This is a genomic window from Chelativorans xinjiangensis (assembly GCF_009812055.1).
Classification (GTDB): Bacteria; Pseudomonadota; Alphaproteobacteria; order Rhizobiales; family Rhizobiaceae; genus Chelativorans; species Chelativorans xinjiangense.
The window spans coordinates 16,264-40,319 of sequence record NZ_WQNH01000047.1 but is presented as its reverse complement, the minus strand read 5'-3'; the positions used below and the strand labels follow the sequence as shown (position 1 = coordinate 40,319).

The 24,056-nt window shown below is 62.8% G+C and carries 21 protein-coding genes and 1 pseudogene; 14 read left to right on the top strand and 8 right to left on the bottom strand.

Going from position 1 to position 24,056, the window contains the following annotated elements:
• Positions 1-280: 280 nt before the first annotated feature.
• From GM910_RS27970 to GM910_RS22155, 5 genes and pseudogenes are all read left to right on the top strand, one after another.
• Positions 281-625, top strand: a pseudogene (locus GM910_RS27970) (transglycosylase SLT domain-containing protein); the annotation flags it as partial.
• A 172-nt stretch (positions 626-797) separates the two neighbouring features.
• Positions 798-1,808 (top strand): ATP-binding cassette domain-containing protein, encoded by a 1,011-nt coding sequence (locus GM910_RS22170; RefSeq protein WP_159591575.1) that lies wholly within the window; start codon positions 798-800, stop codon positions 1,806-1,808.
• On the top strand, positions 1,805-2,608 hold the full coding sequence (locus tag GM910_RS22165) for an ABC transporter permease (RefSeq protein ID WP_159591572.1): 804 nt from the start codon (positions 1,805-1,807) through the stop codon (positions 2,606-2,608). The genes GM910_RS22170 and GM910_RS22165 overlap by 4 nt, the downstream gene beginning before the upstream one ends.
• Before the next feature lie 596 nt (positions 2,609-3,204).
• Positions 3,205-3,486: a type II toxin-antitoxin system ParD family antitoxin gene (locus GM910_RS22160; protein WP_159591569.1), complete on the top strand. Its 282-nt coding sequence runs from the start codon at positions 3,205-3,207 to the stop codon at positions 3,484-3,486.
• On the top strand, positions 3,483-3,785 hold the full coding sequence (locus GM910_RS22155) for a type II toxin-antitoxin system RelE/ParE family toxin (protein ID WP_159591566.1): 303 nt from the start codon (positions 3,483-3,485) through the stop codon (positions 3,783-3,785). Before GM910_RS22160 ends, GM910_RS22155 begins: the two co-directional genes overlap by 4 nt.
• A gap of 69 nt (positions 3,786-3,854) precedes the next feature.
• On the opposite strand, the gene GM910_RS22150 is transcribed toward GM910_RS22155, so the two are convergent.
• Entirely contained in the window at positions 3,855-4,133 is a 279-nt protein-coding gene (locus GM910_RS22150) for a type II toxin-antitoxin system HicB family antitoxin (RefSeq protein WP_159591563.1), read from the bottom strand.
• A gap of 232 nt (positions 4,134-4,365) precedes the next feature.
• On the opposite strand from GM910_RS22150, the gene GM910_RS22145 reads away from it, so the two are divergent.
• Positions 4,366-5,388 (top strand): ATP-dependent nuclease, encoded by a 1,023-nt coding sequence (locus tag GM910_RS22145; protein WP_159591560.1) that lies wholly within the window; start codon positions 4,366-4,368, stop codon positions 5,386-5,388.
• 711 nt (positions 5,389-6,099) lie between these two features.
• Here GM910_RS22145 and carB read toward each other — a convergent pair.
• Positions 6,100-9,594 carry a carbamoyl-phosphate synthase large subunit gene (gene carB / locus GM910_RS22140; RefSeq protein ID WP_159591557.1) on the bottom strand — a complete coding sequence of 1,165 codons (3,495 nt, stop codon included), beginning with the start codon at positions 9,592-9,594 and terminating at the stop codon, positions 6,100-6,102.
• Between the two features lie 263 nt (positions 9,595-9,857).
• Between carB and GM910_RS22135 the strand changes: the two genes are divergently transcribed.
• From GM910_RS22135 to GM910_RS22115, 5 genes are all read left to right on the top strand, one after another.
• Positions 9,858-10,610 carry a DUF4336 domain-containing protein gene (locus GM910_RS22135; protein ID WP_246226264.1) on the top strand — a complete coding sequence of 251 codons (753 nt, stop codon included), beginning with the start codon at positions 9,858-9,860 and terminating at the stop codon, positions 10,608-10,610.
• A 500-nt stretch (positions 10,611-11,110) separates the two neighbouring features.
• Positions 11,111-12,010: a LysR family transcriptional regulator gene (locus GM910_RS22130; protein WP_159591554.1), complete on the top strand. Its 900-nt coding sequence runs from the start codon at positions 11,111-11,113 to the stop codon at positions 12,008-12,010.
• Positions 12,011-12,155: 145 nt separating this feature from the next.
• Positions 12,156-12,479, top strand: a complete 324-nt coding sequence (locus tag GM910_RS22125) for an antibiotic biosynthesis monooxygenase family protein (protein ID WP_159591551.1) — start codon at positions 12,156-12,158, stop codon at positions 12,477-12,479.
• Entirely contained in the window at positions 12,476-13,126 is a 651-nt protein-coding gene (locus tag GM910_RS22120; protein WP_159591548.1) for a VOC family protein, read from the top strand. Before GM910_RS22125 ends, GM910_RS22120 begins: the two co-directional genes overlap by 4 nt.
• Before the next feature lie 357 nt (positions 13,127-13,483).
• On the top strand, positions 13,484-15,700 hold the full coding sequence (locus GM910_RS22115) for a putative bifunctional diguanylate cyclase/phosphodiesterase (protein WP_159591545.1): 2,217 nt from the start codon (positions 13,484-13,486) through the stop codon (positions 15,698-15,700).
• Positions 15,701-15,722: 22 nt separating this feature from the next.
• Here the strand turns inward: GM910_RS22115 and GM910_RS22110 are convergent, their stop codons facing one another.
• The gene (locus GM910_RS22110) at positions 15,723-16,007 is read right to left on the bottom strand and encodes a type II toxin-antitoxin system RelE/ParE family toxin (RefSeq protein WP_159591542.1); all 285 of its coding nucleotides are present in this window, start codon (positions 16,005-16,007) and stop codon (positions 15,723-15,725) included.
• Positions 16,004-16,234, bottom strand: coding sequence for a hypothetical protein (locus GM910_RS22105; protein WP_159591539.1), 231 nt, complete (start codon positions 16,232-16,234; stop codon positions 16,004-16,006). Before GM910_RS22105 ends, GM910_RS22110 begins: the two co-directional genes overlap by 4 nt.
• 231 nt (positions 16,235-16,465) lie before the next feature.
• Here GM910_RS22105 and dnaG point away from each other — a divergent pair, with 231 nt between their 5' ends.
• From dnaG to GM910_RS22090, 3 genes are all read left to right on the top strand, one after another.
• Positions 16,466-18,382, top strand: coding sequence for a DNA primase (gene dnaG, locus GM910_RS22100; RefSeq protein ID WP_159591536.1), 1,917 nt, complete (start codon positions 16,466-16,468; stop codon positions 18,380-18,382).
• A 281-nt stretch (positions 18,383-18,663) separates the two neighbouring features.
• Positions 18,664-20,667: an RNA polymerase sigma factor RpoD gene (rpoD, locus tag GM910_RS22095; RefSeq protein ID WP_159591533.1), complete on the top strand. Its 2,004-nt coding sequence runs from the start codon at positions 18,664-18,666 to the stop codon at positions 20,665-20,667.
• A 427-nt stretch (positions 20,668-21,094) separates the two neighbouring features.
• Positions 21,095-21,847, top strand: a complete 753-nt coding sequence (locus tag GM910_RS22090) for a carbonic anhydrase (protein WP_159591530.1) — start codon at positions 21,095-21,097, stop codon at positions 21,845-21,847.
• 51 nt (positions 21,848-21,898) lie between these two features.
• Here the strand turns inward: GM910_RS22090 and GM910_RS22085 are convergent, their stop codons facing one another.
• The 4 genes from GM910_RS22085 to GM910_RS22070 all read right to left on the bottom strand — a co-directional run bounded on the left by GM910_RS22085 (position 21,899) and on the right by GM910_RS22070 (position 24,011).
• On the bottom strand, positions 21,899-22,297 hold the full coding sequence (locus tag GM910_RS22085; protein WP_159591527.1) for a type II toxin-antitoxin system VapC family toxin: 399 nt from the start codon (positions 22,295-22,297) through the stop codon (positions 21,899-21,901).
• Positions 22,294-22,557 (bottom strand): type II toxin-antitoxin system VapB family antitoxin, encoded by a 264-nt coding sequence (locus tag GM910_RS22080; RefSeq protein ID WP_159591524.1) that lies wholly within the window; start codon positions 22,555-22,557, stop codon positions 22,294-22,296. The genes GM910_RS22085 and GM910_RS22080 overlap by 4 nt, the downstream gene beginning before the upstream one ends.
• A 432-nt stretch (positions 22,558-22,989) precedes the next feature.
• Positions 22,990-23,496 carry a hypothetical protein gene (locus GM910_RS22075; RefSeq protein WP_159591521.1) on the bottom strand — a complete coding sequence of 169 codons (507 nt, stop codon included), beginning with the start codon at positions 23,494-23,496 and terminating at the stop codon, positions 22,990-22,992.
• A 47-nt stretch (positions 23,497-23,543) separates the two neighbouring features.
• The gene (locus GM910_RS22070; protein WP_201285578.1) at positions 23,544-24,011 is read right to left on the bottom strand and encodes a hypothetical protein; all 468 of its coding nucleotides are present in this window, start codon (positions 24,009-24,011) and stop codon (positions 23,544-23,546) included.
• Positions 24,012-24,056: the final 45 nt, after the last annotated feature.

Genomic DNA, 24,056 nt, shown 5'->3' with positions numbered 1-24,056 from the left:
AAGCGACGGGTCCTTGCCTCCATTCTCCCGGCCTCCATTCTCCCGAATATTGAGCCTCGGCACGCTTCTTGCGGTACCGCTTCTCGTCGGCTGCAGCACGGCGGGCGGCGGAGCGGACGAGAAGGTGGTCGCCAGCAGCCTGGCGGCGGAGCAGGACGCCGATCTTGCGGGTGTCGGGGAGATCGAGCCGAATGCCTATGCCGGGGGCGCGGCGTCGCTGGCGGCGACGGCCTTCGAGGAGAGCGGGGCGGTGCGCCCGGTGGCCGCGCAGAGCGCCGAGCTCGACGGGCTGATCGCCAAATACGCCGCGCTCTACGGTGTGCCGGTGGGGCTGGTGCGGCGCGTGGTGGAGCGGGAGAGCAATTTCAACCCGGCCGCCCGCAACCGCATCTATTGGGGCCTGATGCAGATCCGCCACGATACCGCGCGGACCATGGGCTACCGCGGGCCGGCGAGCGGGCTGCTCGACGCGGAGACCAACCTCAAATACGCCGTCAAATACCTGCGCGGGGCCTATATCACCGCCGGCGGCAACGAGGACCGGGCCGTGGGCTTTTACGCCAGCGGCTATTATTACGACGCCAAGCGCAAGGGCCTGCTCAGGGAAACCGGCCTGCGCAGCTGAAGCGACGCCCGCCGGCGGGCCGCGTCTTGCGGGCGGGGGCGACGGCAAGAAGTGTCCGCTGCCTCTTCGGGGCGTCTTCAAAAGCATGGCCAAACGGGTATATGTCTCCGCGCTGTCGGTTTGGGTGGGGCTGTTTCGTCTTCGACAGGGGATTTGTCGAGAGAGGGTTATAATGAACGATACAGTGCTGACGAACCGTCCGGTGACGGCGCAGAAGGCTGCGCCGCCAGCCATTTCCGTGCGCGGGCTGGTCAAGCATTTCGGCGACGTGAAGGCACTCGACGGCATCGACCTTAACGTGCCGCGCGGCATGATCTTCGCCATCCTGGGGCCCAACGGGGCCGGCAAGACGACGCTGATCCGCGTGCTTGCGACGCTCCTTTCGCCCGATGCGGGCTCAGCCGACGTGATGGGGCACGACCTCGTTTCCCACCCGCAGGCCGTGCGCGGGGCGATCGCCATGACGGGGCAGTTCGCCTCGCTCGACGAGGACCTGACGGGGCGCGAGAACCTTTTGATGCTGGCGCGCCTGTGGGGCTTTGCCGGGCGGGCGGCGAAGCAGCGGGCGGACGAGCTTTTGGCCGCCTTCGACCTTTCGGACGCGGCAAAGAAGCAGGTGAAGTCGTATTCCGGCGGCATGCGCCGCAGGCTCGACATCGCCGCTTCGCTCATCGTCACGCCGGGCATCCTGTTCCTCGACGAGCCGACGACGGGCCTCGACCCGAAGGCCCGCCAGGGCGTGTGGCGGATGATCCGCCAGCTGGCGCAGTCGGGCGTGACCGTGCTTTTGACCACGCAGTACCTGGAGGAGGCCGACCAGCTGGCCGCGCGCATCGCCGTCATCGACCACGGGAAGAAGATCGCCGAGGGGACGAGCCGCGAACTGAAGGCGGAGATCGGCTCCGGCTTCCTGCATGTGGCGCTGGCCGACCAGGCGCGGCTCGACGAGGCGGAGGCCATTCTCGAAGCCCGGCTCGGCAACACCGTGCAGCGCAGCGCGGAAGGCGCGCAGCTCTCCGTCGTCGCCGAGACGCCGCGGGCGGCCAACGAGGCGCTTGCCGCGCTGATCGCCGCCGGCATCGAGCTTGCCGATTTCTCCATGGGTTCGCCAAGCCTCGACGAGGTGTTCTTCGCGCTCACGGGGCAGGGGCTGGAAGACGAGAATGAGGGAGAAGACGAATGAGCGAGATCAGCCCAGCCATGCTGCAGAACGTGCCGCGGCCGGCCGCGCCGTCGGCCTTTTCCAATGCGCTCGTCTTCGGATGGCGGGCGATCCTGAAGTTCAAGCACGTGCCGGAGCAGCTCTTCGACCTCGTCATGACGCCGCTCATGTTCACGCTCTTGTTCACCTTCGTGTTCGGCGGCGCGCTCGCCGGCTCGCCGGGCGAGTATCTGCAGTTCTTCCTGCCGGGCATCCTGGTGCAGACGGTGGTGTTCAACTCGGTCTATTCCGGCATGGGGCTTTCGACCGACCTTTCCAAGGGGCTGTTCGAGCGTTTCCGGTCGCTGCCCATCTGGTCGCTTTCCCCGTTCGCCGGGCTGATGGTGGGCGACGTCCTGCGCCACGTGATCGCCGGCGGCATCATCCTCGGCATTGGGCTTGCCCTCGGCTACCGGCCGGAGGCGGGGATTTCCGGCGTGTTCTTCTCCTTCCTGCTCCTGATCGCCATCGGCTTCGGCACGGGGTGGATCTTCCTCGTGTTGGGATTGCTCATCCGCACGCCCATGACGGTGATGACAATTGGATTTACGTTCATCTTCCCGCTGGTCTTCGCCTCCAACATCATGGTGCGGCCTGAGACCATGCCGGGCTGGCTGCGCGTGTTCGTGGAGAACAACCCGGTCTCGCACATGACGACGGCGCTGCGCGGGCTGATGGCCGGCAGCGCGACGGCGGGGGAGGTGCTGCTGGCGCTGGCGGCGCCGGTGGCGCTGACCATCGTGCTGTCGCCGGTGGTGCTTTGGCTTTATCGGCGGGATTGAAGGGCGCGGCGCCCGCGATTCCCCTCCCCCTTGTGGGGAGGGGTGAGGGGTGGGGGTCGTGGCGACATGTGCCGGCGCATCCCTAGTGCCGGGACAAGACAATCACCTCCGACGGCACACGGGCGCGTCCACCCCCACCCCTTACCCCTCCCCACAAGGGGGAGGGGAGGCGTGAGCGCCCCGCCTTTCCTGGCAAGGGACGTCCTTATCCGTTGCCGCGCTTCATGCGAAGCCGGGCTATGTCAAAGAACCGGGAAGACGGGCGGCCTTCGTGTCGCTCGTCATATTTTTTTCGCGACCCTCGGGCCGCCCGTCCGGCGTTTTTAAGTCTGCCCGCCGGAGGCGCCGGCCCCTCCCCGCGAGACCGCCGTCGCGATCCACGTTCCCGCGGGAGGGACGGGGAGCATGATAGGGGCGGCTCGGGCAGGGGGGATAAAATGCGCGGTTGGGCGGGGCGAAAAAATTATAAGCGATTGTTTTGGAACGAATGTTTTTTTGAGGGGGCGGGAATTTATCCCCGCACGAAAGCCGCAGGGCGACAGGAAAGTATGAAAATTTCACACTTCATGCTAAACTGAGGCCGAAGGAGCGATTTCATGGCCAATCCAGAGAAGCGGACCATCAGCCTGCCGGCCGAGCACGCGGCCTTCATCGACGCCAAGGTGGCCTCGGGCGACTATGCCTCGGCCAGCGAGGTCGTGCGCGCCGGGCTGCGCGCGCTCAAGGAGCGCGACGCGGCGGTGGAGCGCTGGCTGCGCGAGGAAGTCACTCATGCCTATGACGCGATGGAGGCGGAGCCGGAACGCGGGCTGGCGGCGGAAGAGGTGTTCGCGGAGGTGCGCAAGCGCCATGCCGAGCGCATGAAGGCGAAGGCTTGAAGCGGCGGCAGGTCGTCTTCGCGCCGGAGGCGCGGGACGACCTTCTGAGCATTTACGACTGGATCGCGGATGCCGTCAGCCCTGCGACGGCGCTTGCCTATGTGGAGCGGGTAGAAGCCTGGTGCCGCGGGTTCGATCTTGCAGCCGAGCGAGGGCGGTTGCGGGAAGAAGTGAGGCTGGGGTTGCGCGTTGTCGGTTTCGAGCGGCGCCTGACCGTCGCTTTCACCGTTTCAGAGGATCGGGTGACGATCCTTCGGTTGTTTTATGGTGGGCGGGATTGGGAAGGAGAAGATTTTTAGCTCGCCGTCGCCTTGCTCGGCGGAAGCGCAACTATTGCATTTGAGGTAGCGGGAAGCCCTCTACTACGGCTAAGCCGCGTCGGCCATGTTCGGGGCGGGGGCTATTGCCGCGACGACGGCGTCGGTGGATTCGCGCAGGAAATCGGGATCGCGGCGCAGGTCGTCGAGGGAACGGGGCTCGGGGCGCTCGCCCGGCCAGTCCTCGAAGGCGAAGCCGAGGGCGGCGGAGGCCTCCCGCAAGGCCTCGTCCAGCGTACCGGCGACAGCGATCACACCCGGCACGTCGGGGAAGGACACACCGTAGCCGCTGTCCGGCTCCTTGTGGATGAGCGCGACGTAGTGGGTCATGCCTGTCAGTCCTTTGGCCAGCGCGCCTGGGCGTAGATGGAACGGACGGTGCCGGCGGGCGGGGATATCCTTGCGCGGATGCGGCACGATGACAATCTGGCCGTCCGATTTGTGGCGGAACTTGTGGTACGAAACCGCCTCGCCACCTCATCTGGTTAGCAATGTTAGTTGCAGGTCGTCTTCGCCGCCTAGATATGCTATGAAGTCACCCGAGTGGGGGAGGGGTGAGATAATGAAAATACAGAATTTTAGAATACGCAGATTCAAATGTATAGAAGATGCCAGCATTGACCTTAGAAATATAAATATTATTGTTGGATCGAATAACTCTGGAAAGAGTAGTATTATACAGGCACTTCATTTTGGTATATCTATACTTCAATCAATAAAGCTTGCGGAGAAATGGACTCGTAAAGAGCCGCTGATAGCAACGCTTGGGCCGGATGAGATAATTTATTCGCCGGCATTGGATCCTTATACCCTTGGGCAAGGAGGGAAGCTTGTCGAAGGTATAAATCGCTCAATATTGTTTGATTTCACTCTGGAGGATGGTCGCGCCTTCTCATTGGAAGTGGCTAAAGGTAAGAACAACAACGTTCAAGCACGCCTCGTAAATCCCGCAGTGGCTGAAGCTCTAGCCAGTTTGGACAATCCATTCAGCATTTTTTCTCCTGGATTGGCGGGAGTCGCAAAAAGTGAGGTGTTTGTATCTGATGGCGTGCTGTTACGCGCGCTTGCTCGCGGAGATGCGAATGTAATTTTGCGCAATATGTTGCTTCGACTTTGGCCAATGGATGATAATAGAAGGAGGTTTAGTGTTGATCTTTCTGAGTTATTTCCGTCTATCGAAATTGAAGTTATATTTAAAGACGATATAGACGAATATATATTTGTATATGTTACAAGCGATGGAGGTAGAATACCTATAGAGCTTTGCGGAACAGGATTTCTGCAGGCTGTCCAAATACTGTGTTACCTTCATAGATTTAGGCCAAGCCTTATTGTTCTTGATGAACCTGACTCGCATCTTCATCCAAACAATCAAAGAATCATTTCAAATTTGCTGTCTAAAATTTCTGATGAACTGGAAACTCAAGTTGTAATTACTACGCATTCACGGCACATTGTCGATGCCCTCTCAGGGGTGGCACACTATATATGGGTTCAGTCTGGCGCTGCTTCGCCAGCTTCGGCTGCGGATCAAATAGAAATTCTAATGGATCTTGGGGCATTAGACCTGCGTGAAAGGGTTTGAGCGCAGGATTATGCTGCAATTGTCTTGACGGAGGATGAGATCACGAAGAATCTGGCAACTTTGTTGCTTTCCAGCGGCTTCGTCATGGAAAGAACGCTTATCTTGCCATACCGGGGTGTAGTAGATCTGCATAATCTTAGAACGATAATAGATCACACGCGTAGGATATCCGGAGCAAGGTTAATAATACACCGTGATCGTGATTTTCTCGATGAGACGGATGTTGAAGAGTGGAAGACCTCGGTTCGAGAAATGCAGTGTGACCCCTTTGTGACTATGGGTGTGGACATAGAGTCTCACCTAATTTCCGTAGATTATCTATCTATGTGTAATCCACACCAAATCCGAGATATGTTTTCAGAATTACTTAGAGAAGTCATTGAAGAAATCAAGGAGGAGGGGTACGAGCATGCGGTCAATTCAAGACTAGATTGGGAGAGAAAGAGGGGGAATACGAGGGTCAATGTGGGGGCGTTAGCGCGCACGATGCGAGGGAGAGTGGATGGGGATCCAATAAAAAACATTGCAGGAAAGAGAATCCTAAAAAGACTTAGGAACCACTATCGTCAGCGTACCGGTTCCAACCTATCCGTAGGCTTGGAGTCGGAGCTGATAGCAGACGATAGTTTGCGCGCGATAGCCAACCGAGTCTTCCCCCGCCGACAAGTTGCCTGAGTGCTGCCGCCAACTCTTGCTACTGCTCGTGACTCGTTAGAAGTACCCCTGCAGCGGCCGAACCTCCAGGCTCCCCGCCTTCAACGCCGCAATCGCCTCCACCACGGCCTGCGCCCCCGACATCGTCGTATAATACGGCACCTTCTGCATCAGCGTCGCGCGTCTCAGCGATTTCGAATCCGACACCGCCTTCTGCCCGTCCGTCGTATTGAAGACGAGGTGCACCTGGCGGTTGCGGATGGCGTCTTCGATGTGGGGGCGGCCTTCGAGGACCTTGTTGATCTTTTCGGCGGGGACGTCGTTTTCGCGTAAATAACGGGCGGTGCCGCCGGTGGCGAGGATCTTGAAGCCGAGGTCGGAGAGGCGTTTTACGGCGGGAAGGACGCGGGGCTTGTCGGCGTCGCGGACGGACACGAACAGGGTGCCGGAGCGGGGGAGGTCCACGCCGGCGCCGAGCTGGGCCTTGGCGAAGGCGAGGGCGTAGTCGTGGTCGAGGCCCATGACCTCGCCGGTGGATTTCATCTCGGGGCCGAGGAGGGTGTCGACGCCGGGGAAGCGGGCGAAGGGGAAGACGGCTTCCTTGACGGCGATGTGGCCGGGATTGCGCACGTCGGGCATGGCGCCGTAGTGGGCGAAGGCGTCTTCGAGGGCCTCGCCGGCCATGATGCGGGCGGCGATCTTGGCGATGGGCTTGCCGATGGTCTTGGCGACGAACGGCACCGTGCGGGAGGCGCGGGGGTTGACCTCGAGCACGTAGACCTCGCCGTCCTTGACCGCGTACTGGACGTTCATGAGGCCGCCGACCTGAAGGGCGCGGGCGAGGGCGGCGGTCTGGCGTTCGAGCTCGTCGACGAGGTCGGGGGAGAGGGAGTGGACGGGCAGCGAGCAGGCACTGTCGCCGGAGTGGATGCCGGCCTCCTCGATGTGCTCCATGATGCCGGAGACGAAGACTTGTCTGCCGTCGGAGAGGCAGTCGACGTCGATCTCGATCGCCTCCGTCAGGTAGGTGTCGAAGAGGAGGGGGTTTTTCGACAGGAGCGTGTTGATCTGGCCGGTCTTGTCGGCGGGGTACTTTTGGCGGATCTCCTCCGGGACGAGGCCGGGGACCGTGTCGAGGAGGTAGGACTGCAGGCGGCTCTCGTCGTGGATGATCTGCATGGCGCGGCCGCCGAGCACGTAGGAGGGGCGGACGACGAGGGGGAAGCCGAGTTCGGAAGCGACGACGCGGGCCTGCTCGACGGAGAAGGCGATGCCGTTCCTGGGCTGTTTCAGGCCGAGCTTGACGAGGAGCTTCTGGAAGCGGTCGCGGTCTTCGGCAAGGTCGATCATGTCGGGGGCAGTGCCGAGGATGGGGATGCCGGCCTTTTCCAGCGCGTCGGCGAGCTTCAAGGGGGTCTGGCCGCCGAACTGGACGATGACGCCGACGAGCTCTCCGGCGGCCTGCTCGGCGCGCAGGATTTCGAGGACGTCTTCGGGCGTCAAGGGCTCGAAATAGAGGCGGTCGGAGGTGTCGTAGTCGGTGGAGACGGTCTCCGGGTTGCAGTTGACCATGATGGATTCGAAGCCGGCCTCGTGGAGCGCGAAGGCGGCGTGGCAGCAGCAATAGTCGAACTCGATGCCCTGGCCGATGCGGTTGGGCCCGCCGCCGAGGATGACGACCTTCTTGCGATCCGAGACGCGGGCTTCGTCGGCGGGGTGGCCTGCGAACGGGGTCTCGTAGGTGGAGTACATGTAGGCGGTGGGGGCGGCGAACTCGGCGGCGCAGGTGTCGATGCGCTTGAAGACCGGGTGGACGCCGAGGGATTTGCGAATCTTCAGAATCTCTTCCGTCTCTTTCCTCACCAATGAGGCGAGGCGGGAATCGGAGAAGCCCATCGACTTGAGCATGCGGAAATTGGCGGCGTCCTCAGGCAGGCCGTGCTCGCGGATGCGCTCTTCCATGGCGACGATGGCGGCGATCTGCTCCAGGAACCAGGGGTCGATCTGGCACATGGCGTGGACCTCGGGAACCGAGGTGCCCATGCGGATCGCCTGCGCCACCATGCGCAGGCGGTCGGGCGTGGGGGTGCCGAGGGCGGCGCGGATGGCGTTCTTGTCGTCGGGGTCGTCGCCGTTTTCGCCGAGGCCCGGGATCTCGATCTCGTCGAGGCCGGTGAGGCCGGTCTCAAGGCCGCGCAGCGCCTTCTGCAGCGATTCGGCGAAGGTGCGGCCGATGGCCATGACCTCGCCGACGGACTTCATGGCGGTGGTGAGCACCGCGCTGGAGCCGGGGAACTTTTCGAAGGCGAAGCGGGGGATTTTTGTCACCACGTAGTCGATGGAGGGCTCGAAGGAGGCGGGGGTGGCGCCGCCGGTGATGTCGTTCTCCAATTCGTCGAGCGTGTAGCCGACGGCGAGTTTCGCCGCGATCTTGGCGATGGGGAAGCCGGTGGCCTTGGAGGCGAGCGCGGAGGAGCGGGAGACGCGCGGGTTCATCTCGATGACGACGAGGCGGCCGGTCGCCGGGTCTACGGCGAACTGGACGTTGGAGCCGCCGGTCTCGACCCCGATCTCGCGCAGGACGCGAATAGAGGCGTTGCGCATGATCTGGTATTCTTTGTCGGTGAGCGTGAGGGCGGGGGCGACGGTGATGGAATCGCCGGTGTGGACGCCCATCGGATCGACATTCTCGATGGAGCAGATGATGATGCAGTTGTCCGCCTTGTCGCGGACGACCTCCATCTCGTACTCCTTCCAGCCCAGCACCGATTCCTCGATGAGGACTTCGGTCGTGGGCGAGGCGTCGAGGCCGCGCTCGACGATCTCAAAGAACTCCGAGCGGTTGTAGGCGATGCCGCCGCCCGTGCCGCCGAGCGTGAAGGAGGGGCGGATGATGGCGGGCAGGCCCACATGGTCGAGCGCGGTGGCGGCGACGGCCATGGCGTGGGACATGTAGCGCTGCTTGCGGTCGCCCTCGCCGAGCTGCCATTCGGTCTCCAGCGCGTCGAGGGCGGCGTCGAGCTCGGCGCCGGAATATTGGGCGCGCAGTTCGGTGCGCTGGGCCTCGTGGGTCTTGCGGTCCTCCTCCTTCACGTCCGTTGCGTTGGCAAGCTTGGATTTGGGGGTTTCGAGGCCGATGCGGCTCATCGCTTCGCGGAAGAGCTTGCGGTCCTCGGCCATGTCGATGGCCTCGGCGTTGGCGCCGATCATCTCGACATTGTAGCGGTCGAGCACGCCCATGCGGCGGAGCGACAGGGCGGTGTTGAGCGCGGTCTGGCCGCCCATGGTGGGCAGCAGGGCATCGGGCCGCTCGCGGGCGATGATCTTGGCGACGACTTCTGGGGTGATGGGCTCGATATAGGTGGCGTCGGCCAGCTCCGGGTCGGTCATGATGGTGGCCGGGTTGGAGTTGACCAGGATGACGCGGTAGCCTTCCTCCTTCAGCGCCTTGACGGCCTGGGTGCCTGAATAGTCGAACTCGCAGGCCTGGCCGATGACGATGGGGCCGGCCCCGATGATCAGGATCGACTTGATGTCGGTGCGCTTGGGCATGGAGGGTCCGTCCGTGGCTCGGGCGTGGGCGGGCACGCCGCCCCCGTCGCAGGGAAGTCAAAACTGTCAGGCTAGGCGGGCCTTATAGGCAATGGCGGGCAGCTACGGAACCCCGAAAATGCGCCTAGACCAGTTCATCGTTTCACGGAATCGATGAACTGGTCCAGCTCTTTGCTTTGTCGCAATTGCGGACGGAAAACCGGTTTCCACTTTTCCTGGAATTGCTCTGAGGCACGTTGTTGCCCGGCGGGGGGCGGCGGTGCATGCTTGCTGCCATGGCAGAGCATGAAACCACCTATCCGCCGCTCAATACGCTGAAGCCCGTGTGCGAGGATGTGTGGATCGTCGACGGTCCGACAATCCGCTTCGGCATGCCGTGGCCGAAAATGCCGTTTCCCACACGCATGACGGTGATCCGGCTTAAGGACGGCGGCCTCTTCATTCATTCGCCGACGCCGCTTACCGAGGGGCTGCGGCGGGAGATCGCGGCGATGGGAGAGGTGCGTTTCATCATCGGGCCGAACCGCATCCACTACTGGTGGATACCGGACTGGCGCGCAGTTTATGGCCAGGCGCAGGTCTGGCTCGCCCCGCGCATCCGCGAGCAGGCGGGCGCGCGCATCGACTTTACGGCGCGGGAGCTTGCCGGCGAGAGCGGCTATCCGTGGGACGGGGAGATCGACACGCTGCCCGTCGCCGGCAGCTTCATGACGGAGGTCGCGTTCTTCCACCGTGCCAGCCGGACGCTGGTGCTGACGGATCTCATCGAGAATTTCGAGGCGGACAAGCTCGGCCGGCCGATGCGCTGGCTCGCCTATCTGGGCGGCGTCCTGGACCCGGACGGCCAGATGCCGCGCGACATGCGGCTGACCTATGCAAAGGAAAAGCCGGCGCTCAAGGCGGCGGTCGAAAGAATGATCGCCTGGGACCCGGAACGCATCATCATCGCCCATGGCCGCTGGTATGAGAAGGACGGGGCGGCGGAATTGAAGCGCGCGTTTGACTGGGTTCTGTAGGGAGCGGCAGGCGGGGAATGCCGCGGCCGGGCATTAAAGTTGCATGAAATGTCCGCGCCCCTTCGCGCCCCCCTCTGTCCTGCCGGACATCTCCCCCGCAAGGGGGGAGATTGCGCTGGCCGCTGGCTCCGGCACCTATCCTGCTATTGACGATTGGCGAAATCGCTCGTGACCGCCAATCTCCCCCCTTGTGGGGGAGATGTCCGGCAGGACAGAGGGGGGCGCGAAGGGGCGCGGCGTGAAGCGCAACTGTAGAGCTAGGCAGGCTGCGCGGTCGGGGTGTGCCTGCTCGTGGTTGCCATGGGCGCCCGAGCGCCTCTGCCGGCTGGGGTGCGGGATGGGGACTTTCCAGAGATCTGAATTCCGGCCTCCAAAGCCGGTGTAGGTAGAGAACCTACCGACCGATACAAGGTTCTCGCTAACCTCGAATTTCGAACCATTCACGCTTCTGGAGGATATGCGCTACCTGAATATACATTTTTACATTATGCTTTCGGCTTATGAACCTACAGGACATCGAAGCTTTCGTGGCAGTCGCCGAGAGCGGCTCCGTGAACCGCGCCGCCGTTCGGCTTAATCTCACACAGCCAGCAACAACCCGGCGTATCCAGAATTTCGAGGCCGCTACCGGGGGCACGCCTCTATTCAATCGAGCGGTGAAACCGGCCGTCCTTACCTCTCACGGGGGCCATGTACTCGAATATTGCAGACGAGTTCTGACCGCTGTGGCTGAACTGGAGGCTTGCACGACGAATGCCGCCGATCCTGCCGGCAACCTGAAAGCAGGCATTGCTCACGGCCTCGGCGAGATGGTATTGACGTCGCCGCTCGATGCCCTGCGGCAGTCGTTCCCACGGATCAGATTGCAAGTCAGTTCGAACTGGACCACGAACCTTATCGAGGATGTGCGTAGCGGTGCGCTAGATTGCTCAGTCGGCCTGCTGACGGATGCGCATATGGTCCCGACAGGGTTGTCTCGAATACCCCTCGGATCAGAGCAGGTTGTGGTCGTTGCCGCTTCCTGGGGACAGAGAAAGCGGGACGGCAATCCATGGCGGCTCCGCGACCTTGCAGGAGAAGGCTGGTTCCTGAACCCACCTGGATGCGGCTGCCGGGCTGCTCTCGTGAAATCGTTCGATCGGCTGCAACTGCCTATCCACATTGCGGCCGAGGTCTTCGGCGAAGACCTTCAACTTTCGCTGCTTGCCCATAGTGGAGGGTTGGGGCTTGTTCCTCGTCGTCAGTTCGAGCACAGCCCGCATCGTCATAAGCTTCAAATCCTAGACATGCTGGATTTTACTTTACCAGTGACCGTGGCCCTAATCCGAAATGCCGCGTCTGGGCGGTTCGATCCCGCTATTGAGTTGTTGGTGAGCGAGCTGAAGGCCAAATTAGCATAATGCGCTTTTAGCATAATAATTATATAAAATATGCATTTGATTTATATAAAGAGGGAGCGCATCTTCCCGCGGTATTCTGAAAGTTTGTGGCAGTCAGCACCTGAAAGCCGCAAATTCAATCCAATCTTACGCACGGATGCCCCCGATGATCGTCACAGTATTTCGCAGCCGACTCAATCCCGGTGTGGAGGAGGAATACGATCCAATGGCAAGGCGCATGAGCGAGCTGGCGCGGACCATCCCCGGCTACATCTCCCACAAAGGTTTCATCGCAGAAGATGGGGAGCGGGTGACGATCGTCGAGTTCGAATCCGAGGAAGCCCTACGCGAATGGCGCATTCACCCCGAGCATGCCAAGGCGAAAAGGCGCGGGGTCGAGAGCTTTTTCAGCGACTATAGATTCCAGATATGCAGTGTCGTTCGGGATCGTGCATGGGCCACCAAAGCCAAGCCCGGAGCGTCGGAATGACAGCGCCGTGCGTTTCATTAGAGTTAGATCATCTCACGGTTGCGGCGCTGACGCTCGAAGAGGGTGTTGCCTATATCCAGAGCACACTAGGTGTTGAGGTGCCGCCCGGTGGCGCCCATCCGTTGATGGGCACGCACAACCATCTGATGCGACTTGGCGACAAAGAGTTCCTTGAGGTCATTGCGCCCGACCCCAAGGCCGTGCCGCGACGGGCGCGTTGGTTTGCGCTTGACGATTTGAGAATGCGTACGCGTCTCAGGAGTTCCCCACAGCTTATCAGTTGGGTGGCTCGTGTTCCCGATCTTGCCCGGGCGCTCCGCCAGGTTGAGGGAGTGGCCGGCGAAGCCGTGGGTGTCACGCGTGGGGCTCTCTCCTGGCTAATTTCCGTGCCGGACGACGGATCGATGCCGTTCGGCGGCGCTTTCCCGACCCTCTTAGAATGGCCGAGGGGCCCGCATCCCTCATTGCGTATGGTGGATCGAGGCTGTCGGCTTGAACGACTCGATATCACGCATCCGGAAGGTGTTCGCCTTGCCGAGGTGCTTGCCCCCGTTTTCACCGACGATCGCGTTACCATCTCCACCGGCCCGACGGCTCAAATCCGAGCAACGATCACAACGCCAAGAGGTCAACGCGAACTGGTTTGAGTGACGGCTCTTGATGACGCCTGGAGTCGTCAGTGACATGAGCCGGAAGTCGGGAACCCTTCGAAGGGCGAGAAATGACCTCCGCAATCTCCTCAAACCGAGCCGTTTACAGCATCCCTCGCCAATGCCCGCAGCGGGCCGCGAGCCGAAATTCAAACTGACACCGCCGGTATTTCCGCACCCTCACGCCACCGGCCCAACCTGCCAGTCAAGCGGCGGCTGCGGCGATTTGCGCATCCGTTCCGCCGCCAAAACCGGTGTCGGCGGCTGTGAAAGCTTCAACTTGTCTTAAGCCGTCAATCCAAGCTTAAAGATTTCTGCCGCACGGTGCCGCTCGATTCCCTGGGGGTACGGCTAATGCGGCTTTCCGCGCTCTTTGGTTCCTTCACTACAAAAATCGTCATTCCGGTCTTTGCGATCGCCGCCGCGGTAAGCGTGGCGGTGGCGGGGATTCTCATGTGGTCGAGCGTGGAGGCCGACAATGTCGCGTTGGAGCGGCAGGAGGGGCTGGTGGGGCTGGTGGTGTCGCAGATGCAGGCGACGGTCGCCTACAACCAGGAAAGCGTCACGGTCTGGGACGATGCCCTGAATGCCGTCAGGGACGGCAGCGATCTGGAGTGGATCGACTACAACATGGGAAGCTGGATGCACACCTATTTCGGCCACGACGCAGCCTATATCCTCAATTCGACGGATGGGCTCGTGGCCGCCTTCTCCGTCGACGCGGACACGGGGGAGGGCGGCTTTGCCGCGCTTGCCGGGCCGGCCGCGCCGCTGATCCGGGCGCTTCGTCAAAAGATGCGCACGGGAGATATGGAGGGAGTCGGCGGCCGCTTCCTGAGCCCCGGTGCGACCGACCTGATGGTGGTCGAGGGCCATCCGGCCATTGTCAGCGTCAAGCCGATCATCTCCGATACCGAAGAGATCGAGCAGACGCCGGGGGAGGAGTATCTGCATATCGCCGTCAGATATCTGGACGGCGATTTCGTGGCGGAGCTGGAGGGTGACTATCTCTTCGAGGGAATGCGCTTTGCCTGGGACGAGGACGCGGGGGAGGGCGAGGAGGCGCTGCCTTTGACGGCTGCCTCGGAAGAGGTGATCGGCTACTTCATCTGGCGGCCCTACAGGCCGGGGGCGGCGGTGCTTTCCCGGCTCGCCCCGGTGCTCCTCGGGTTTCTGGTGCTGGTGCTCGTGACCATCGCCACGCTCCTTCTCGTCATCAGCCAGCGGTCGAGGAAGCTGGCCGCGAGCGAGGCCAGGATGACGTTTCTCGCCCTGCACGATCCGCTTACCGGGCTGCCGAACCGGGCCTTGTTCGACCAAAAGCTGGATGCGGCGCTGCGGGGGGTCCGGGACGTGGGCAGGAAAGTGGCGGTGCTCTATCTCGACCTCGACCGGTTCAAGCAGGTCAACGATACGCTGGGCCATCCCGCGGGCGACATGGTGATCAAGGAGTTCGGCGAGAGGTTGAAGGCGCTGACGGGCGAGGGCGACACGGTGGCGCGCATCGGCGGCGACGAGTTCATCGTGATCAAGCCGAGGCTGCGGCAGGCGAAGGAGGTGGAGACCCTGTGCGAACGGATCGTCGCGACATCGGAGCGGCCGTTCGAGATCGAGGGCCATCAGGTCTTTTCAGGCGTGAGCATCGGCGTGGCGTTCGCCCCGGCGCATGGCGCGGAGCGGACGGAGCTCACCCGGAAGGCGGACATCGCCCTTTACCATGCCAAGAGCGCCGGGCGCGGCCGCTATGCCATCTTTGGCAACGCCATGGATGCCATGCTGCAGACGCGCCGCGACATCGAGCGCGACTTGCGGCTGGCGATGGGCCGGGGAGACGAGATCAGCATCCACTACCAGCCCCGCTACGCCGCCACGGATATGCGGATCACGTGTGTGGAGGCGCTGTTGCGCTGGAACCATCCGTCCAAGGGGTGGATCTCGCCCACGGTCTTCGTGCCGGTGGCCGAGGAGACGGGGCTTATCGAGGCGCTCGACGAATTGGTGCTGCGGGAGGCCTGCAAGGCGGCCGTTCTGTGGCCGGACGTCACGATCTCGGTCAACACCTCGGTGATCGAACTGCGCAATCCCGGCTTCGCGGCCAGGGTGGCCGATACGCTGAGCGACTGCGGGCTCCGTCCCGAACGGCTGGAGATCGAGGTGACGGAAGGCGCCGTATCGGACAATATCGGTCATTGCGAGCAGAACATCAGGGCTTTGCGGGAGATGGGCGTGCAGATCGCGCTCGACGATTTCGGAACCGGCTTCTCCTCGCTCGGCCGGCTGAAGCAGCTTCAGGTCGACCGGATCAAGATCGACCGCAGCTTCGTCCAGGGGTTCGGGCGGCTGAGCGGCGACGAGGCGATCGTGCAGGCGATGATCCATCTTGCCCGCGCCCGCGGGCTTCGCACCACGGCCGAAGGCGTCGAGACGCGGGAGCAGAGCGACTACCTCAAGCAGGTCGGCTGCGACGAGCTGCAGGGTTTCCTTTTCTCGTCTCCGGTCACGCTCAACCAGATCGACGCCCTTCTCGGGGTCAAAAGACGGACGCTTACGGTGGTGGCGAGCGTCGCGTGAGGCGGAGGGCTGTGGAAAATCGTCAAATGTACTCGCTCGGGCGTCTGGAGGTATGCCGAATGTGCAGGATCTCGATGGTACCCGTCTTGACGGGGTAAAATATCTTATAGGGATAGTGGCCGACGAACAGAACGCGGACATTCAGCACGTCGGTAACGGTGCCGGCAGTCGGCTGCTCCGACAGCAAGACCACCGCAGAATCCAGCCGCGTCTTCACGTTGCGGGCGCCGCTGCGTGACCGTGTTTCCAGATAATCGAGAATACGTTCGCGGTCGCGAAACGCTTGCCGCGTGTAGCGAACCTTCATCTATCGAAGCGTTTGGCGGCGGCTGAAATCATGGCGTCGGTGGCGAATTCGCCCCGATCGGCTTCTTTCAGTGACTTGGTCAACGCTTCGCGTTCAGTTTCGCTCACGCGGTATGTGCCGGTTCGACGTGCCTCGATCACACGAGCGTAGTCGGCCAGGTCTTGCCGGTCCTCCTCCGCCCAATGCTCGGCTTGCTCGAGGACTGCTTTTAGTGTTGTCTGGTTCATGGTTGCACCATATCACGCGTCTGAAATGTGAACCAACACCTACAGCATCGGCCCGAAAACCGGAATCGGTTTCGGAAGCACGATTGCGCAGGTTCAATAGTTTACAGCGTCCTTTGTGCGTCCAAAAGGACGCACGGCGCTGTAATGTGAAAAGCGGGCACAGGCTTCTTTTGTCGTCGTGGCGGTCGATCTTCTCATGTATAGACGATAGACAAACCCTAACGGTCGACCATGCGCTTTCCCACCAGCTTCCTGGACGAGATCCGTGACCGCGTGCCCATTTCGCAGGTGGTGGGGCAGCGCGTCACCTTCGACAAGCGCAAGACCAACGCGGCGCGCGGCGACTATTGGGCGTGCTGCCCGTTTCACGGGGAGAAGACGCCGAGCTTTCATTGCGAGGACCGGAAGGGGCGGTACCACTGCTTCGGCTGCGGGGTTTCGGGGGACCATTTCCGCTTTCTGACGGAGCTCGACGGGATGAGCTTTCCGGAAGCCGTGGAGCGGGTGGCGGAGATGGCGGGCGTGCCGATGCCGGCGCGCGACCCCGAAGCCGAGCGTAAGGAGAAGGAGCGGGCGAGCCTCACGGACGTGATGGAGATGGCGACCGGCTTCTTCCAGGACAGCATGCAGGGGCCCGGCGGGGCGGAGGCGCGGGCTTATTTGCGCGGGCGGGGGATCTCGTCGGCGACGCAGCAGGCTTTCCGGCTCGGCTTTGCGCCGGATAGCCGCAATGCGCTCAAGGAGTTCCTGGCCGGCAAGGGGGTGGGGAAGAACGAGATCGAGGTGTGCGGGCTGGTGCGGCACGGACCGGATATCGCCGTTTCCTACGACTGGTTCCGCGGGCGCATCATGTTTCCCATCGAGGATGTGCGCGGGCATGTGATCGCCTTCGGCGGGCGGGCGCTCTCCTCCGACGTGCCGGCCAAATACATGAACTCGCCGGACACGGAGCTCTTCCACAAGGGCCGTGTGCTCTACAATCTCGCGCGGGCGCGCAAGGCGGCGCGCGGCGGGCCGGTGGTGGCGGTGGAAGGCTATATGGACGTCATCGCGCTCGCCCAGGTGGGGGTGGAGAACGCGGTGGCGCCGCTCGGCACGGCGCTGACGGAATATCAGTTGGAACTCCTGTGGCGCATGACGGGGGAACCGGTCCTGTGCTTCGACGGCGACGAGGCGGGCCTGCGCGCGGCGTGGCGGGCCGCCGATATGGCGCTGCCCATGGTGCAGGCGGGGCGCACGCTGCGCTTCGCGCTTTTGCCGCAGGGCAAGGACCCGGACGACCTGGTGCGCGAGGCGGGCCGCGAGGCGTTTGACGCGCTGGTGGCCGAGGCGCGGCCTTTGGCGGACATCCTGTGGATGCGCGAGACATCGGGGCGGGTGTTCGACACGCCGGAGCGGCGGGCCGAGCTGGAGCAGAACTTAAGGGCGCTGTCCGGCCGTATCCGCGACGAGAGCGTGCGGCGCCACTACGCGCAGGAATTGCGCGAGCGGGTGCAGACCTTTTTCGGAGCGGCGCGGCAGGGAAGGCGCGGCGACCAACGCGGCTTCGGCGGCAGGCAGCAGCAGGGCAGGCCGGGGGCGGCGGCGGGCAGGCTCGCGGTCTCGGAAAGCCTGGCGCGGTCGGGCCTGGTGCGCTCGGCGGGCGGGCACATGCCGCTGCGCGAGGCGGCCATCATGGTGGCGCTCATCAACCATCCCGCACTCATCGACGAGCATTTCGACGCGGTGGAGATAATGGCGCTGGCGAGCGCCGAACTCGTCCGCCTGCGCTCGGCTCTGCTCGACGCGCTCGCCCACGGGGTGGCGCACGAGCGGGAGGCGCTGAGGGAGGCGCTAACGGCCGCTGGCGCCGGCGGGGCGCTGGAACAGGCGGAGATGCTGGTGCGGCGGGCCAACCAGTGGCCGGCACTGCCGGAAGCGGCGCTGGAGGACGCGCGCGAGGCGTTTCTTCAAGCGTTGCACTTGCACCGCAGCGCCGGCTTTCTACATAAGGAGCTCAAAGCGGCCGAGCTGGCGCTCGCCAACGAACCGACTGAAGAGAACTATCGGCATCTGGTGGAGATTCAGGCCGAGTTGCGCAATGTGCAAGCGACGGAAGCGCTGATCGAGGGGTTCGGACTCCTCTCCGGGCGCGCCGGGCGGTCGTGATGTCGCCCCCAAAGCGGATCGCCGGCAAAGGGCGGGTGATTCGCTTTTTTCATGCGAATCATGGCACAGCGGCTTGACCTCGGCGCCGATTGAAGGAATCAGGATCGATTCGGCTGGGCGGAAAACGAACGAGAACGGCGCACGGCATGGACGGCCGCAAGGCCCGCTATAGATGTTAAGGTTAGCCGGGCGTTAACGCTGCAGCGGCTAGAGCCTGGTGAATGCGCGAATCATGCGGCGTGGTGACGCATGAGGCGCGAGCCGGTTGGAGAAAGCAAGGCATGGCGACAACCAAGGAAAAAGAAGAAGTCGAAACGGAACGCGAGAGCGCCGACGGCCCTCTGCTCGACCTTTCGGACGACGCTGTCAAGAAGATGATCAAGGCCGCCAAGAAGCGCGGCTATGTGACCATGGACGAGCTGAACGCCGTTCTCCCCTCGGGCGAGGTTTCGTCCGAGCAGATCGAGGACACGATGGCGATGCTCTCCGACATGGGCATCAACGTCGTCGAGGACGACGAGGCGGGCGAGGACAACGACTCCTCCGAAGGCGAGGAGGAAAGCACCGAGCTGACGGCACAGACCGGCACCGCCATTGCCACCACGGCCACCAAGAAAGAGCCGACGGACCGCACCGACGACCCCGTGCGCATGTACCTGCGCGAGATGGGCTCGGTGGAGCTTCTGTCGCGCGAGGGCGAGATCGCCATCGCCAAGCGCATCGAGGCCGGCCGCGAGACCATGATCGCCGGGCTGTGCGAGAGCCCGCTGACCTTCCAAGCGCTCATCATCTGGCGCGACGAGCTCAACGACGGCAAGATCCTGCTGCGCGAGATCATCGACCTGGAAGCCACCTATGCCGGCCCTGAGGCCAAGCAGGCGCCGGTGGTGACGCGGCCGGACGAGGACGCCAAGCCGGCGGAAGAGAAGCCGAAGCGGGCGCGCGACGACGACATCACCGATGTCGGCGGTGAAAGCAGCGCCGAGGAAGAGGACGACGAGGAAGACGAGGCCAACCTGTCGCTGGCCGCCATGGAAGCGGAGCTGAAGCCCGCCGTCATGGAGACGCTCGACTTCATCGCCGACACCTACGCCAAGCTGCGCAAGCTGCAGGACCAGCAGGTGGAAAGCCGGCTCTCCGACGGCGACAACCTTTCGGCCGGCCAGGAGCGCCGCTACAAGCAGCTCAAGGGCGAACTGATCACGTCCGTGAAGTCGCTGTCGCTCAACAACCAGCGCATCGAGACGCTGGTCGAGCAGCTCTACGACATCAACAAGCGCCTGGTGCAGAACGAGGGGCGGCTTCTCCGCCTCGCCGAAAGCTACGGCGTGCGGCGCGAGGATTTTCTCAAGGCCTATCAGGGATCGGAGCTGGACCCGAACTGGACCGGCGCGGTGGCCAAGCTGACCAGCCGCGGCTGGAAGGAGTTCACCAAGAACGAGGCCGACACGATCGAGGCGCTGCGCACGGAGATCCAGAACCTCGCCCAGGAGACGGCGATCTCCATCGGCGAGTTCCGCCGCATCGTCAACCAGGTGCAGAAGGGCGAGCGCGAGGCGGCGATCGCCAAGAAGGAGATGGTGGAGGCGAACCTGCGCCTCGTCATCTCCATCGCCAAGAAGTACACGAACCGCGGCCTGCAGTTCCTGGACCTCATCCAGGAAGGCAATATCGGCCTGATGAAGGCGGTGGACAAGTTCGAGTACCGGCGCGGCTACAAGTTCTCGACCTATGCGACGTGGTGGATCCGGCAGGCGATCACGCGGTCGATCGCCGACCAGGCGCGCACCATCCGCATTCCCGTGCACATGATCGAGACGATCAACAAGATCGTGCGCACGAGCCGGCAGATGCTGCACGAGATCGGCCGCGAGCCGACGCCGGAGGAGCTGGCGGAAAAGCTCGCCATGCCGCTCGAAAAAGTGCGCAAGGTGCTGAAGATCGCCAAGGAGCCGATCAGCCTCGAGACGCCGGTGGGCGACGAGGAGGATTCGCATCTCGGCGACTTCATCGAGGACAAGATGGCGGTGCTGCCGATCGATGCGGCGATCCAGGCGAACCTGCGCGAGACGACGACGCGGGTGCTCGCCTCGCTGACGCCGCGCGAGGAGCGCGTCTTGAGGATGCGCTTCGGCATCGGCATGAACACCGACCACACGCTCGAAGAGGTGGGCCAGCAGTTCTCGGTTACCCGCGAGCGCATCCGCCAGATCGAGGCAAAGGCGCTCAGGAAGCTCAAGCATCCGAGCCGCTCGCGGAAGCTCAGGAGCTTCCTCGACAGCTAAAACGAGATGAATTCAGGTGTAGTCGGGTGCGTGCCTTCACCCTCGTGGTTCGACAAGCTCACCATGAGGGTGAAGGCAGACCGACGCTGTACAAGCTTCGATGTCGAAGGACGAGCGTAAATGCCAGCCCTCATGGTGAGCTTGTCGAACCACGAGGGCGGATTGCCATCCACACGACCCGGCTTCAATTCATTACCGTGCTCTAGGTAACTAGAAGGCCGCGTCTCAATCCAAACATTCCCAAAGCCGGGCCTCGTGCCCGGCTTTTTCTTTTCGCGGGTGCGAATTTTCGCCGCACTGCAGCATGGCCGCAGCCGTTCGCCGCGATTTCGTCACCATCTGGGAGGATTACCGGTGCGCATTGCGCTCCGCTCTGGTTTGGCGGTGCATAGTTCATTGATTCCGTTCGTGAAAAGGAGAAAGTCCTATGGAACGGCGTAATTTCATCAAGGGGTTCATTGCGTTGGGCGCCTGCCCGGTCTGCGTCAAAGCGGCCAGCGCGGCGGGTGTTCACTGGAGCTATTCCGGCGGGGAAGGGCCGCGGCATTGGGCCGAGCTGGACAGGAAGAATTTCGTCTGCTCGGGCGGCTCGCAGCAGTCGCCGGTGGACGTTTCCGGTACCATCGAGGCGGACCTGCCGCCCATCTCCATCGGCTGGCACAAGGGCGGCGGCGTGATGGTCAACAACGGTCACACCATCCAGGTCGACATGCCCGCCGGCAGCACGCTCGCGCGCGGCGGCAGGAAATACGACCTGCTGCAGTTCCATTTCCACGCGCCCAGCGAACATCATGTGGAAGGCAGGACCTTTCCCATGGAGGCGCATTTCGTGCACAAGGACCGCGACACCGGGGCCCTCGGCGTGCTTGCCGTGTTCCTGACGCCGGGCGCAGCCAACACGACCTTCGCGGGGCTTGCCGCGGTTTTCCCGGCGCGGGAAGGCGCGCAGGTGTCCGTCGATAAGGTCGATCCCAACGGCCTTCTGCCGACTTCCCTGCGCTACTGGACCTATGAAGGCTCGCTGACGACGCCGCCATGCAGCGAGAACGTCGACTGGATGGTGGCCAGGGAGCCGGTTGAGGTGACCGCCGCCGACATCGAGCGGTTCACGGCGCTCTATCCGGCCAACGCCCGGCCGATCGTTTCCCAGAACCGCCGTTTTATCCTGAGCTCGCACTGACGCGGCGTCTTGGCGAACCTGGCCCGGCGGGTTGCGCCGGGCCTTTTCCTCTCAGGGGCGGGGGAGGGCCGGCTCGATGTCGGTGAAATGGAAATCGTCGCCCTTGAAGAGGAGCGGCATGCCTTCGAGCCTGGCAACGGCATAGCACATGCAATCGCCATAGTTCAGGCCGGCGCGATGCCGGCCCTTGCCGTAGCGCAGGAAGGCTTCGCGGGCGGCTATGGCGTGTGTTTCGGTAAATGGGAGGATGGCGATCTGCGCCTCGCGGCGGAACTCGTCCAAGAGGTCGAGTATCGCCGGGCCCCGGCGCGTAGCAAGCACCATCGACGTCTCGATCAGGCCCGGTGCGGCCATGCCTACAGAGGCGGTCGTCTCGATCAGTGCCTGGAATGCCGCCCGCTCAGGCTCGTCGAGGATAACCGCAACGACGGCGGAGGAATCGACGATCATCGCGTCGGTATGCCGTGCTCGTCGTAGCCGAGAATCTCGTCTTCGCTCAGGTCGCTGAGGACTGGCAGACGCGATGCCTGCCGGATGATGCGGTTCAGCCGCTCGTGCCGTTCGGGATCGGGCGGTTTCGCAACCAGCCGCTCGCGCTCGACCTCGTGCGCCAGCGCCTGGCGGATCGCTTCGGTCTTGGAGATGCCGCGGCGGGCGGCGAGTTCGCGGGCGAGGCGTTCCACTTCCGGATTTCTGATGGACATGCCCATGGCGGCGGTTCCGTATATACAGCTTTCCTTTTTATATACGGTGAAGGGCGGCGGACCGCAAATACGGGCGCGCCGCAGACCTTGCGGCCTGGGCGCGGCGAGCGCATAGTCGGCGGTGGCGATGGGGCAAAAAAAGGTCCGGCGCCGGCGGGCTTTTCCCGAGCGTGGCACGGCGCCGAGGGAGGTGTGACGTGACCAGCTTCCGGGCGTTCCGCCCGTGTTCGTCACGCTCCGCAAACCGTTGCAGCGCAAGGCGTTGAGGCTCCGCTAGCATCCGCCGCAGACCGCCGAGAGCCGCCCGAAATGTTGCCATAGCGTTGCTACAGCCGCACCCTGCGGAGGGGGTGGGTTGGCCCCTTGGCACCCTGCTCTAGGGCATAGGCGCACTGGCAAATCTGAGAAAATTTTGGGTCAGCAGGGGACGGAGTGCGGCTAGGGGGAGCCTAAGTCGAACCGTTCTTGCAAAGGCTGATAGAAGAGTATGTGCAGAAGGGAGCCGATTATAGCACCAACATCGTTAGGCGTTCCCTGCGCTGCCGCCATCTCCTCAGCTTGCTCGTAGTAGGGCTGGCCTTCCTCAGTTATCTTTCCGATAGAAGCGAGGGCGCAAATTGATGCGTGATGGGCGCCTTTCTCAAAATCCGGGCTTTTGGGAGATTGCGTAGCAAGGCGGGTGTAGTCCCTGCCGATAGCTTGCCCGTTCATGTTTGAAAGGGCGGTGAAGACGTCATAGAGAAGATAACCCTTGTCAGCTTGGGACAATGATCGACCCGAGGTGACACTGCCGTGAAAGCCGATCATGACCCCGATGAAGCCGAGAACGAATTCATCTCGCCAAAAATGCGGCGGAAGGCCGCTAAAGTTTTGGTAGGTGGCAATCAACGGCTGAATGGCTTGGATGGTATGCTCAGTGGCCTTGCGTCGATTTCGGCCAAACATGATCCCCCCTCCCGCATATTACAGAGTTGCAAACAGTCGGCCTTGACCTAGAGGCACGTCGCCAGCGATCCCGATTCCACCGCCTTCTCCCACTCCGGCCCGAGCGCATTGCGTGCAGAGATGGCCTGTGCCGCCCCCGGCTCGCCTTCACGAAACATCCTTACCGCGAATGCCTGGTCGTGGCTGCCCGAATGGATGACGGGGCCGGGCTGATACACGGTCGTGGCGTTCATCATGCCGCCGCCATAGATGCCGGTCGTTTGATAGGTGCCGGGACCCTGGGAAACGCGAGTGTTGTTGGCAGCACTTGATCCCATAATCACATAGCGATCAAAGCCCGCTTGGAGCGTTGCGATAGCAGCCTGCTTTTGCGCTACCCGTGCCGCGCCGATGCCGCCGCAAATGGGGGCGGCGCTCGCTTGCACAATAGCGGTGTTTTCGGATGTCTGAATAACGTTTGTACCTGCGCAACTGCCCGCGATCATGCAGCCCAGCAGTAGCGATAGCCTAATCATGACTAGCCCTCCCAAGTGCAAAGAGTACCTCTTGAGGCGCGGGAC

Excerpts from the sequence above, each read along its gene's own strand:
- GM910_RS22150 (WP_159591563.1), bottom strand. The coding sequence starts at position 4,133 with ATGACCCACTACGTCGCGCTCATCCACAAGGAGCCGGACAGCGGCTAC.
- GM910_RS22160 (WP_159591569.1), top strand. The coding sequence starts at position 3,205 with ATGGCCAATCCAGAGAAGCGGACCATCAGCCTGCCGGCCGAGCACGCG.
- GM910_RS22145 (WP_159591560.1), top strand. The coding sequence starts at position 4,366 with ATGAAAATACAGAATTTTAGAATACGCAGATTCAAATGTATAGAAGAT.
- dnaG (WP_159591536.1), top strand. The coding sequence starts at position 16,466 with ATGCGCTTTCCCACCAGCTTCCTGGACGAGATCCGTGACCGCGTGCCC.
- GM910_RS22075 (WP_159591521.1), bottom strand. The coding sequence starts at position 23,496 with ATGTTTGGCCGAAATCGACGCAAGGCCACTGAGCATACCATCCAAGCC.
- GM910_RS22090 (WP_159591530.1), top strand. The coding sequence starts at position 21,095 with ATGGAACGGCGTAATTTCATCAAGGGGTTCATTGCGTTGGGCGCCTGC.
- GM910_RS22085 (WP_159591527.1), bottom strand. The coding sequence starts at position 22,297 with ATGATCGTCGATTCCTCCGCCGTCGTTGCGGTTATCCTCGACGAGCCT.
- carB (WP_159591557.1), bottom strand. The coding sequence starts at position 9,594 with ATGCCCAAGCGCACCGACATCAAGTCGATCCTGATCATCGGGGCCGGC.
- GM910_RS22105 (WP_159591539.1), bottom strand. The coding sequence starts at position 16,234 with ATGAACCAGACAACACTAAAAGCAGTCCTCGAGCAAGCCGAGCATTGG.
- GM910_RS22125 (WP_159591551.1), top strand. The coding sequence starts at position 12,156 with ATGATCGTCACAGTATTTCGCAGCCGACTCAATCCCGGTGTGGAGGAG.
- GM910_RS22165 (WP_159591572.1), top strand. The coding sequence starts at position 1,805 with ATGAGCGAGATCAGCCCAGCCATGCTGCAGAACGTGCCGCGGCCGGCC.
- GM910_RS22115 (WP_159591545.1), top strand. The coding sequence starts at position 13,484 with ATGCGGCTTTCCGCGCTCTTTGGTTCCTTCACTACAAAAATCGTCATT.
- GM910_RS22080 (WP_159591524.1), bottom strand. The coding sequence starts at position 22,557 with ATGGGCATGTCCATCAGAAATCCGGAAGTGGAACGCCTCGCCCGCGAA.
- GM910_RS22070 (WP_201285578.1), bottom strand. The coding sequence starts at position 24,011 with ATGATTAGGCTATCGCTACTGCTGGGCTGCATGATCGCGGGCAGTTGC.
- GM910_RS22130 (WP_159591554.1), top strand. The coding sequence starts at position 11,111 with ATGAACCTACAGGACATCGAAGCTTTCGTGGCAGTCGCCGAGAGCGGC.
- GM910_RS22110 (WP_159591542.1), bottom strand. The coding sequence starts at position 16,007 with ATGAAGGTTCGCTACACGCGGCAAGCGTTTCGCGACCGCGAACGTATT.
- rpoD (WP_159591533.1), top strand. The coding sequence starts at position 18,664 with ATGGCGACAACCAAGGAAAAAGAAGAAGTCGAAACGGAACGCGAGAGC.
- GM910_RS22120 (WP_159591548.1), top strand. The coding sequence starts at position 12,476 with ATGACAGCGCCGTGCGTTTCATTAGAGTTAGATCATCTCACGGTTGCG.
- GM910_RS22170 (WP_159591575.1), top strand. The coding sequence starts at position 798 with ATGAACGATACAGTGCTGACGAACCGTCCGGTGACGGCGCAGAAGGCT.
- GM910_RS22135 (WP_246226264.1), top strand. The coding sequence starts at position 9,858 with ATGCTTGCTGCCATGGCAGAGCATGAAACCACCTATCCGCCGCTCAAT.